An 11307-nucleotide genomic window follows, 5' to 3' on the forward strand; every position below is an offset into this window, starting at 1 on the left:
GGAATGGCGAACATCGGCTCCGAACGATCGATGGAAGAGATCCTGTCTTCCATCAAACGCGTGATTTCCGAAGGAAGCGACGTTCGCTTGCGGCGCGGTGAGACGCGCGGCAATCCCGACATCCTGCCCGAGCCGGACGAGGACGAGCCGGACGCCGACCCCGACGTGCTGGAGCTGACCGAGCCCGACCCCATGCCGGAGGCGAGCGACGGCGGGTTCCACCAGACCTTCGCCGCGGCGATCGAGCCGGAGCCGGAGGACGCGCGCTGGCAGGCGATCGCCGACGAGCCGGTGGTGGAAGCACCCGAGCCGGTCCCCGCGCCGGCGCCCGTGGCATCCGCCGCACCGGCCCCGTCAGCGGCGCCGTTGCCTTCGGCCGTCGATGGCGAGGCCGAGCTGGTGTCCAGCCAGGCGGCGGCGGCGAGCCGCCAGTCGCTCGCCTCGCTCAGCCGGCTGGTGGTGAAGGAAGCCGGCGGCGACGTGACGCTGGAAGCGCTGGTGCGCGACATGCTGCGCCCGATGCTGGCCGAATGGCTGGACAAGAACCTGCCGGCGACGGTGGAGCGGCTGGTGCAGGCGGAGATCCGGCGGATCGCGGCACAGGACGCCCCCTGACGAGCATGCTTGAGAGGGCCGCGCCCGCTGGCTAGAGCCGGTGGGATGAGCGAGCTTCCCAAGACCTTCGACCCCGCCGAGATCGAGGCGCGCTGGTATGCGCGCTGGGAAGGGGAAGGGCTGTTCCGGCCCGACCGTCCCGACGCCGACCCGTGGACGATCGTGATCCCGCCGCCCAACGTGACGGGATCGCTCCATATCGGCCATGCGCTGGACGTGACGCTGCAGGACATCCTGACGCGGCATGCGCGGCTGAAGGGCAAGGACGCGCTGTGGGTGGTCGGCACCGACCATGCGGGCATCGCCACCCAGATGGTGGTGGAGCGCAACCTGGCGCGCGAGAACGTCACCCGCGCGAGCCTGGGGCGCGAGGCGTTCACCCAGCGCGTGTGGGAGTGGAAGGCGGAAAGCGGCGGCCAGATCACGCGCCAGCTGCGCCGGCTGGGCGCGTCGTGCGACTGGGCCAACGAGCGCTTCACCATGGACGACGGCTTCAGCCGCGCGGTGATCGAGGCGTTCGTGCGGCTGCACGAGGCGGGGCTGCTGTACCGCGACAAGCGGCTGGTGAACTGGGACCCGCATTTCCGCACCGCGATCAGCGACCTGGAGGTCGAGACGCGCGAGGTGCAGGGCAAGTTCTGGCACCTGGCCTATCCGCTCGCGGACGGCAGCGGGCATATTTCCGTCGCGACCACGCGGCCGGAGACGATGCTGGCCGACATGGCGGTGGCGGTGAATCCGTCGGACGATCGCTACACGCACCTCGTCGGCAAGCAGATCCGGCTGCCGATCACCGGCCGGCTGATCCCGATCGTCACAGACGAGCATGCCGACCCGGAGCTGGGATCGGGCGCGGTGAAGATCACGCCGGGCCACGACTTCAACGATTTCGAGGTCGGGCGCCGCGCCGGCATCGAGGCGCGCGACATGCTCAACATGCTGGATGCCGATGCGCGCATCATCCAGACCGCCGACGGGCTGGTCCCGGACACGCTGATCGGGCTCGACCGGTTCGAGGCGCGGAAAGCCGTCGTCGCGCAGCTGGAGGCCGAAGGCACGCTGGAGCGGGTCGAGGACCGTGTGATCCAGACGCCCTATGGCGACCGGTCCGGCGTGGTCATCGAGCCGTGGCTGACCGACCAATGGTATGTGGATGCCAAGACGCTGGCAGGGCCGGCGATCGAGGCGGTGCGATCCGGCACCATCAAAGTAGTGCCGGAGAGCTGGACCAAGACCTATTACAACTGGATGGAGAACATCCAGCCCTGGTGCGTGTCGCGCCAGCTGTGGTGGGGGCACCGCATCCCGGCCTGGTTCGCCGAGGACGGCCGCGTGTTCGTGGCACGCGACGAGGCGCAGGCGCAGGCGCAGGCGGGCGACGGCGTCGCGCTGACCCGCGATCCGGACGTGCTGGACACCTGGTTCTCGTCCGCGCTGTGGCCGTTCGGGACGTTGGGGTGGCCGGAGGAGGGCGGCAAGCTGCCCCGCCATTACCCCAACGACGTGCTCATTTCCGGCTTCGACATCCTGTTCTTCTGGGATGCCCGCATGATCATGCAAGGGCTGCAGATGACGGGCGAGGTGCCGTTCCGCACGCTCTACCTGCACGGGCTGGTGCGCGACGCGACCGGCGCGAAAATGTCGAAGTCGAAGGGCAACACGGTTGATCCGTTGGGTCTGATCGACCGGTACGGCGCGGATGCGCTGCGCTTCACGCTGGCGGCGATGGAGAGCCAGGGCCGCGACATCAAGCTGGATGAAAAGCGGGTCGAGGGATATCGCAACTTCGCCACCAAGCTGTGGAATGCGAGCCGGTTCGCGCAGGCGAACGGTATCGGCGGATCGAGCGGGCGCGAGCCCCCGGCCGCGACCGGGATCGTCAACCAGTGGATCGTCGCCGAGACCCAGGCGACCGTCCACCGCATGGACCTGGCGATCGCCGACCTGCGTTTCGACGAGGCGGCCAACACGATCTACCAGTTCGCGTGGAGTCGGTTCTGCGACTGGTATCTGGAGCTGATCAAGGGCGCGGTCGACGAGGAGACCCGGGCCGTTGCCGGCTGGGTGCTGGACCAGATCCTGGTCATGCTGCACCCGTTCATGCCGTTCGTGACGGAAGAACTCTGGGGGCTGCTCGGCACGCGGAAGACGCCGCTGATCACGGCCGATTGGCCGATGGCGGACGCGCGGGCGATCGATCCGGCGGCGAGCGCCGATGTCAAATGGCTGATCCGGCTGGTTGAAGAGGTGCGGGCAGCACGCACCGAAGTAAATGTGCCGCCAGCGGCTCGCACAGAGCTGATGGTTCTGGCAACGGCGCGCGCAGGATACACGGCAGGCAGCGCACCTCCAGTCCCACGAGACCTGATCGCTCGCATTGAGCGGCTGCGTTTGCCGCTTCGACGACTGGCGCGGGTTGATCGCGCCATCTTCCTCAATATGGGCATTGAGATTGATCTGGAGACTGGCGAGCATCTTGATGTCAGCCGAGACGGACAGGGCGAGCGCACGTTGGGTCCGCAGATTGTCATTGATGACATGACCTTCATCCTTCCGCTCGAAGGCGTGATCGACGTGGGCGCCGAGCGCGATCGGCTCGCCAAGGCGCTGGCCGCAGCGGCCAAGGAGCGCGACGCGCTGGCAGGGCGGCTGGGCAATGCGAGCTTTGTCGAGCGCGCGAAGCCCGAGGCGGTCGAGAAGGCGCGCGCGGACCATGATGCGCGCGCGGCGGAAGCGGAGCGGCTGGAGGCGGCGCTGGCACGGCTGGGCTGAGCGCGGCCGGTCCTGCCTCCCGCCGTCGCGGTCGGGGAGCCGGGCAGGGCCTGGACAGGCTCAGGCCGCGCGTTGCCGGAATTGACGGTGCGAGGCAGGTCCAGCCAACGCGGCGGTTGAACCGTCGCGGCGTCGGCAAATCAGCGCGGCGCGGCGACCTCGATCACCTGCCGGGCGATGCGCGCCGTGCAGGGGGTGTGGGCAAGCACCTCCCCGTCGATCGACACCGGCATCGGCTTTTCGGTGGAGAGGCGGAACTGCTGGCCGTGGAATTCCTCATAGGTCTGCTTGCGCGAGCGCAGGCGAAGGAGGCTTGCCGACCAGCTCCACAGCAGGCGGTGGCGCGCCTTGCCGGTGACGACCTGGACGACGATCTCCCCACTGTCGACACGGGCATCCTCGACCAGTTCCGCGCCGCCGTGGAAGCGGCCGTTGGCGATGCGGACCTCCACCGCATCCAGCGTGCGGGCGGTGGTGCCGTCGTCGACGGTGAGGCTGAACGGCTTGAAGCGCGACAGGCGGTAGCCCGCCCAGGCGAGATAGCCGGTGCGGCCGAGCATCTTCTTCAGCCCGTGCGGCACGGTCTCCGCGATCAGCGGCGCGAGACCGAGCGTGGCGCAATTGGCGTAATAATCGTCGTCGATCATGCCGAGATCGATGCGGCGGCGCGCGCCGTTGGCGATCACGCCGATGGCGCCGTCGAGGTCGAGCGGGATGCCGAGCGTGCGCGCGAAGCTGTTGGCGGTGCCGAGCGGCAGCAGCGCGAACACGGTTCTGGTGCGGACGAAATCATCAACGGCGGACGACAAGGAGCCGTCGCCGCCGCCGACGATCACCATCGGCGGGCTGGTTTCCAGCGCCTTCTTGATGACGTCGCGGAAATGCTTGGGATTGCGGACGGCGTGGGCCGACAGCAGGGTGATGCCGGCGTCCTTCAGCTTCCGCCGTGCGTCCTTGAATGTCGCGCGACCCCGCCGGGACTGCGCGTTCACCACCAGGATCGCCTCGCGCGGCAACGCGTCCGTGTCGGTCATCGCGCAGAGACATGGGGCGGCTTGCGGGCTTCGGCAAGCGAAGCGGCTTGGGACGTCGCTGTTTTCGGTTTAGGCGGCACGCATGAGTCCTGCCTTTCCGGCCACGCGCCTCCGCCGTACCCGCGCTTCCGCCTGGAGCCGCCGCATGTTCGCGGAGACCCGCCTGGGCGCCGCCGACCTCATCTGGCCGCTGTTCGTCGCCGAGGGCGACCGCGCCGGCAGCCCCGTGGGAAGCCTGCCGGGCGTCAGCCGCTGGTCGATCGATGCGATCGTCGAGCGCGGGCGCGAGGCCCGCGACCTGGGCATCCCCTGTGTCGCCCTGTTCCCGGACACGCCGCGCGACCTGCGCAGCGACGACGGTGCGGAGGCGCTGTCGCCGGACAACCTGGTCTGCCGCGCGATCGCCGCGCTGAAGGACGCGGTGCCGGAGGTGGGCGTGCTCGCCGACGTGGCGCTGGACCCCTATACCAGCCACGGCCACGACGGGCTGGTGGACGATGACGGTCGCGTGCTGAACGACCGCACGGTGGAGGTGCTGGCGCTGCAGGCGCTGGTGCTGGCGCGGGCGGGCGCCGACATCGTGGCGCCGTCCGACATGATGGACGGGCGCGTGGCGGCGATCCGCGGGATGCTGGAACGCGACGGGCACGGCGACGTGCAGATCATGGCCTATGCGGCCAAATATGCGTCGGCCTTCTATGGGCCGTTCCGGGACGCAGTGGGGTCTGGAAGCCGGCTGAAGGGATCCAAGTCGACCTACCAGATGGACCCGGCGAACGGCGACGAGGCGCTGCGCGAGGTGGCGATGGATCTGGCGGAGGGCGCCGACAGCGTGATCGTGAAGCCGGGATTGCCGTACCTGGATATCGTGCGGCGGGTGCGCGAGCGGTTCGAGGTGCCGGTCTTCGCCTACGCCGTGTCGGGCGAATATGCGATGATCGAGGCGGCGGCCGCGGCCGGTGCCGGCGACCGGGACGCGATGGTGATGGAAACGCTCATCGCCTTTCGCCGGGCCGGCGCGACGGGGGTGCTGACCTATCACGCGCCGCTGGCGGCCCGGCTGCTGGCGGAGGCGCGCTGATGGCAACGCAGGCGGGCGCGTGGACCGCGCCCCGCGAACGCGACCTCAGCCGGTTTCGTGGGCCGCTGTTCGTGCTCACCATCCTTCTGGGCTCGTTTCTGCTGTTCCTGGTGCAGCCGATGGTGGCGCGCATGGCGCTGCCGCGGCTGGGCGGGGCGCCGGCGGTGTGGAACAGCGCCATGCTGGTCTACCAGGCGCTGCTGCTCGGCGGATATGCCTATGCGCACTGGATCGGGAAGCTTCGGCCGCGCCGGCAGGCGGCGGTACACGTCGCGCTGCTTGCCGTCGCGGCATTGTGGCTGCCGATCGGGCTGATCGCGGCGATGCCGGAGCCGGACTTCTCACCCGTGCTGTGGGTGCCGTGGCTGCTGGTGCTGTCGATCGGGCCGCTGTTCTTCGCGGTGTCGGCGCAGGCGCCGCTGATGCAGCGCTGGTATTCGGCGGCAAGCGGGGGGCGCGACCCCTATGCGCTTTATGCCGCGTCGAACCTGGGCAGCTTTGCCGGGCTGATCGCCTATCCGCTGCTGGTGGAGCCGGAACTGCCGCTGGCGGGGCAGAGCCTGCTGTGGACCGGCGGCTATGTGGTGCTGGTGGCGCTGGTGCTGGCCTGCGCGGCGCAACTGCCGACGCGCGACGCGCCGCAGGTGTCCGACCTGCCGGCGACCACGCCGCCGCCGACGATGCGGCGGAAGCTGACCTGGGTCGCGCTGGCGCTGGTGCCGTCGGGGCTGATGCTGTCGACCAGCACCTATCTGACCACCGACATCGTGGCGATGCCGCTCCTGTGGGCGATGCCGCTTGGCATCTATCTGCTGAGCTTCACCGTCGCGTTCGCCCGGCGGCAGGCGGTGGCGGAGCTGATAACGCGGATGGCGCCGCTCACCATCATCGTGATGGGCGGACTGGCGATGCGGCAGAGCCCGCAGCAGCCGGTGTTCGGCGCCGTCCTGGCGCTCACCCTGCTATTCGTGGTGTCGGTGGCGCTGCATGCGGAGATGTACCGGACGCGACCGGCGCCCGAGCGGCTGACGGGTTTCTACCTCGCCATGTCGATCGGCGGGGCGCTGGGCGGCGTGTTCGCCGGGCTGATCGCGCCCGTGCTGTTCGACTGGACCTATGAGCACCCGATCCTGATCCTGGCGGCGGGGCTGCTGGTGCCGCAATATTTCCTGTTCCCCGCGATCGAGCGTTGGTGGTCGGACGACGCCAAGGCGAAGTATCTGGCGGCCGGGATCACCGCGGTGACGATCATCATCGCGGTGTTCGCGATCCGCGCGCCGACGGTCTGGCTGATCCGCAACGGCGAGGCCTTCGGCGCGATCGGCATCGGCCTGCTCGCGATCTTCGCCATCGGCATCCGGCCCGTCTACATGGTGACGCTGGGTGCGATCATCCTGGTGTTCGGCGGCTGGCAGGCGCTGGAGATGAGCGCGACGTCGCAGGCGCGGACGCGGAGCTATTTCGGTGTCTACACGGTGCGCGACTTCCGGCTGGACGAGGCGCGGACGCTGGCGCACGGCACCACCTTTCACGGCATCCAGCGGCAGACGCCGGGGCGCGAGCGTGAGCCGACCAGCTATTATTCGCCGACGTCGGGCGTGGGACAGGCGCTGCTGGCGCTGCCCGAGCTTGCGGGGCCGGCGGCGCGGGTCGGGATCGTCGGGCTGGGGACGGGGACGCTCGCCTGCTACCGCCGGCCGGGGCAGCAGTGGACCTTCTACGAGATCGACGAGCAGGTCGTGCGCATCGCGCGCGACAGCGGACAGTTCAGCTTCCTGTCGCGCTGCGCGCCGGGGGTGCACATCGTGCTGGGCGACGCGCGGCTGAGCCTGGCGGCGCAGCGCCCGGGCACGCTGGACCTTCTGGCCCTGGATGCCTTTTCGTCCGACGTGGTCCCGGCGCACCTGCTGACGCTGGAGGCGTTCGCCGCCTACGGCCGCGTGCTGGCACCCGACGGCATGCTGCTGGTGCACATCTCCAACCGCTTCCTGGACCTGGAGCCGGTGCTGTCGGCGGCGGCGACTCAGGGCGGCTGGGTCGCCGCCGTGCTGGTCGACGCAATCCCGCCGGATGCGCCGGACGCCGTGTTCCGATCGAGTTCGGTATGGGTCGCGATGAGCCGCGACGTCGACACGATCCGGCGCTTCATCTCAACGCCGGCGGCGCTCACCGCGCCGTGGCGGCCGCTGGAGGAGCGGCCCGGATTCCGGGCATGGACCGACGATTTCTCAAGCGTGCTGCCGCTCCTGATCTCCGGACGGAGCGAGCGGGAGGAGCGTTGAGCTAGGCCGAGAGGCCGGCGCGCAGGGGCGCGATGCGCGCGGCCTGATCGTCGACGACGCGCTGGGCGTCACCGCGGAGCGCCAGCAGCTCGTCCGTTCCGGCGGTCTCGCCGGCGGCGATGCGATCGGCAAGCAGCGAGTCGGTGGCGGCGAGTGCGGCGGATGCGGCGGCGCGGCTGGCCTCCAGCGCGGACAGGGCGGCCTGCGCCGCGACCCAGCGCTCACTGCCGCTCGCGGTGCCATGACCGGCGCGAATGGTGCGCGACGCACCGGGAAACGCCTGATCGAAGTCGCGCCGGCCCGCGTCGACATCGGCGCGGATGGAATCGATCCGGGTGCGAAGCGCGGCATCGGCCGGGGCCGGCGGCGTCGCCGGAGGCGTGGTGATGGCGTCGCTGCGGCTTTCCACGGCACGGATGCCGAGCGACGGAAAGGCACCATCGTCCCGCGCGGCGCATCCGGACAGGAGAAGAAGGGCGGGGAGAAGCGGGCGCAGCATGGCCGCAAGCGTCTAGCCGTGGCGCGGCAACGTCACAACGGCCTTGCGCCGCCCGCAACCTGCCTTTATGCGACCGCTTCCACGCACCCGTAGCTCAGCTGGATAGAGCATCAGACTACGAATCTGAGGGTCGGGCGTTCGAATCGCTCCGGGTGCGCCATTTTCCACCATCGATAGCGATTGCCGCGCCTGAGCCTTCGGCTCGGGTCGATCGGCCCGTCGCTGCGGCGCCTGTCGCTGCGGCCCCTGTCGTTGGCGCCGCCGCGGCATCGCGCCTGCGCATTCGCGACCACCGCATTCAGTGTCCCTCCATCCCCACTCTCCATCCGGGCGGGTGCAAGCCGTTCGGAGTGGTTAGCGCGCCGCTAACCCTTCCTTGCCGGCGGCGTCGTCCTCATCCGGGGATCGGGCGCCGGACGCCCGATCCGCACCATGTCGCCCACGCTGACGAGAGTCGTCGGTGTGCGTGCTTCCCAGGGGGGAAGACGGAAACGCGACACAGGAGGATCAGATGGCAACCCGTACTCCGCGGCCGGGGACGAACAATCCCACAACGCCCGTTCCGACGCCCACTCCGACGCCAGCGCCCACGCCCACGGCGCCCTGGGTTCTCGGCGACGACCTCAACAACTTCATCAACCTGCGTGAGCCGTCGTCCGGCGCGCACCTGACGGTGAACGCGCGCGGCAATGGCGGCAACGACACGCTGGTCGGCACCTTCAACACCAATATCCTGGAGGGCGGCACCGGCAACGACTTCATCATCGGCGGGAAGGGAACCGGCGGCACCACCGGAAACGACTTCCTGGACGGCGGTGACGGCGACGACCTGATCTTCGGCGACGAGACGGACGGTACCGTCGGGCTGGTCGACACCAACCTGAGCGACGACGGCTTCATCGACGGCGCCGACCAGATCGTGGCGGGTGCCGGCAATGATACCGTGTGGGCCGGCGGCGGCAACGACACCGCGTCGGGCGGCACCGGCAACGACACGCTGTACGGCCAGGCCGGCAACGACAACCTGCTGGGCGGCGATGGCGCCGACTTCCTGTGGGGTGGGTCCGGTGACGACACCATGCAGGGCGATGCCGGCAACGACACGCTGAACGGTGAAGACGGCAACGACAGCCTTGCCGGCGGCGCCAATGACGACCTGCTGAACGGCGGAGCGGGCAACGACCGCATCGCTGGTGGCACCGGGAACGACGTTGCGAACGGCGGCACCGGCAACGACACCATCCGTGGCGGCCAGGGCGACGACCTCGTCAACGGCGATGACGGCGACGACTTCATCTACGGCGATGACGGCAACGATTCGCCGGGTGGCGACACCGGTGCGATCCCCGGGGATGACGGCAACGACTTCATCAACGGCGGCAACGACACGCTGAACGGCGGCGCGGGCCAGGACCGCATCGACGGCCAGCTGGGCAACGACGTCATCAACGGCGGTGCCGACAACGACCACCTGATCGGCGATCAGGGCGACGACGTGATCTCGGGCGGGACCGGCAACGACTTCGTGCAGGCCGGGGCCGACAACGACACGGTGACCGGCGATGACGGCGACGACATCGTCAATGGTGGCGATGGCGCCGACGACCTGTCGGGCAACGCCGGCAACGACGAGCTGTACGGCGATGCCGGCAGCGACGAGGTGTCGGGCGGCACGGGGAACGACCTGATCGAGGGCGGGACCGGTGACGACCTGCTCAGCGGCGACGCCGGTGAGGACGATGTCAGCGGCGGCGACGGCAACGACGAGATGAGCGGCGGCACCGAGAACGACACCCTTTATGGTGACGACGGCGTCGACCTCGTCTTCGGCGACGAGGGCGACGACGTGATCTACGGCGGTGCCGGCAACGACTTCGATCCCGGCAACGAAGGTGGCGTGGTTGGCGGCCTTTACGGCGGCGACGGCGACGACGACATCTTCGGCGAGGATGGCGACGACGACCTCTATGGCGAGGACGGCGACGACTATCTCGACGGCGGCAACGGCAGCGACCTTGCCTCCGGTGGCGAAGGTGCCGACGACATCTATGGCCGGGCCGGCGATGACTTCCTGTTCGGCGGTCAAGGCCAGGATCTCGTCTATGGCGGTGCCGGCAACGACGACATCTACGGCGAAGGCGATGCCGACCGTCTCTACGGCGAAGGCGGCAACGACTATGTCACCGGCGGTGGCGGCGCCGACCTGCTTTCCGGCGGTGCGGGTGACGACGAGCTCTACGGAGACGACGGTGCCGACACCATCCTGGGCGGCAACGGCAACGACTGGATCGTCGGCGGCATGGGTTCCGACACCCTGACCGGCGGCCAGGGCCGCGACACCTTCTGGTTCGACCAGAATGGCGGCGACGGCGACGACCGCGGCAACGACGTGATCACCGACCTGTCGGTGGCCAACAAGGACACGATCGTCATCGACGTCGACGATCCGTCGTCCTTCTCCGGCATCACGGTGACGGACAACGGCACGGACACCGTGATCAGCTGGGGCGGCCATTCGGTCACCATCCAGGGCCTGACCGGCAGCCCGTCGCTGGCGTTCCTCCGCTTCGACAGCGTGGCGGACATCAACGCGTTCAGCCAGGGCCAGGGGGGCTACGACCTGATCCAGTTCGTCTGATCCAACCCCTCTTGGATCAGACGGGGGGAGCGGTCGAAAGGCCGCTCCCCCACTTTATTCCGGCGCTAATCCCTTTGGCATCCGGGCGGGTCACCCTCCCGTCGGATAGGCCGTTGGCATCGGGGGAATGTCCCCCGGCGGGGACACGAGGCCACCCGTTCGTCTGCAATCCTCACCCGCAGGTTCATAGGCCGGTGAGGGGAAACAGGCATGGACGCGTTGAGGCCGGCGCCTGTCGGCACGTTGAGGGGCAACCTGCTCGTCGGGCGCGCGGATGCGCCGCACCAACCGCTGTTTCCGCTCGGCACGGGCGTGGGCGGGGGACGGCGGGAGGGGGACGGGCCGATCGACCCGGTGCTGCCGCCCGTCGTCCCCACGCCCGATGA

Annotated in this window: 7 protein-coding genes and 1 tRNA gene; 6 read left to right on the plus strand and 2 right to left on the minus strand. The window is 69.5% G+C overall.

The annotated features are described in order from the left end of the window. Positions 1 to 3 precede the first annotated feature (3 nt). Together GGR88_RS01120 and GGR88_RS01125 are read left to right on the plus strand one after the other, a co-directional pair. A complete protein-coding gene (locus GGR88_RS01120; RefSeq protein ID WP_209023167.1) occupies positions 4 to 615 on the plus strand; it encodes a DUF2497 domain-containing protein in 612 nt (203 codons plus the stop codon). A gap of 45 nt (positions 616 to 660) precedes the next feature. Next, positions 661 to 3387, plus strand: a complete 2727-nt coding sequence (locus GGR88_RS01125; RefSeq protein WP_167952152.1) for a valine--tRNA ligase — start codon at positions 661 to 663, stop codon at positions 3385 to 3387. Positions 3388 to 3527: 140 nt separating this feature from the next. Here GGR88_RS01125 and GGR88_RS01130 read toward each other — a convergent pair whose 3' ends face one another. Further along, positions 3528 to 4421: a YegS/Rv2252/BmrU family lipid kinase gene (locus GGR88_RS01130; protein WP_167952164.1), complete on the minus strand. Its 894-nt coding sequence runs from the start codon at positions 4419 to 4421 to the stop codon at positions 3528 to 3530. 82 nt (positions 4422 to 4503) lie between these two features. On the opposite strand from GGR88_RS01130, the gene hemB reads away from it, so the two are divergent. Next, positions 4504 to 5502: a porphobilinogen synthase gene (hemB, locus tag GGR88_RS01135; protein WP_167952166.1), complete on the plus strand. Its 999-nt coding sequence runs from the start codon at positions 4504 to 4506 to the stop codon at positions 5500 to 5502. After that, positions 5502 to 7784 (plus strand): fused MFS/spermidine synthase, encoded by a 2283-nt coding sequence (locus tag GGR88_RS01140; protein WP_167952168.1) that lies wholly within the window; start codon positions 5502 to 5504, stop codon positions 7782 to 7784. The genes hemB and GGR88_RS01140 overlap by 1 nt, the downstream gene beginning before the upstream one ends. A gap of 1 nt (position 7785) precedes the next feature. On the opposite strand, the gene GGR88_RS01145 is transcribed toward GGR88_RS01140, so the two are convergent. Next, entirely contained in the window at positions 7786 to 8283 is a 498-nt protein-coding gene (locus tag GGR88_RS01145; RefSeq protein WP_167952170.1) for a hypothetical protein, read from the minus strand. Positions 8284 to 8366: 83 nt separating this feature from the next. Between GGR88_RS01145 and GGR88_RS01150 the strand changes: the two genes are divergently transcribed. Next, positions 8367 to 8443, plus strand: a tRNA-Arg gene (locus tag GGR88_RS01150). Positions 8444 to 8794: 351 nt separating this feature from the next. Next, the gene (locus GGR88_RS01155; protein WP_167952172.1) at positions 8795 to 10921 is read left to right on the plus strand and encodes a calcium-binding protein; all 2127 of its coding nucleotides are present in this window, start codon (positions 8795 to 8797) and stop codon (positions 10919 to 10921) included. Positions 10922 to 11307 lie beyond the last annotated feature (386 nt).

Origin of the sequence: Sphingomonas jejuensis (assembly GCF_011927695.1) — a bacterium.
Lineage (GTDB): Bacteria > Pseudomonadota > Alphaproteobacteria > Sphingomonadales > Sphingomonadaceae > Sphingomonas_K > Sphingomonas_K jejuensis.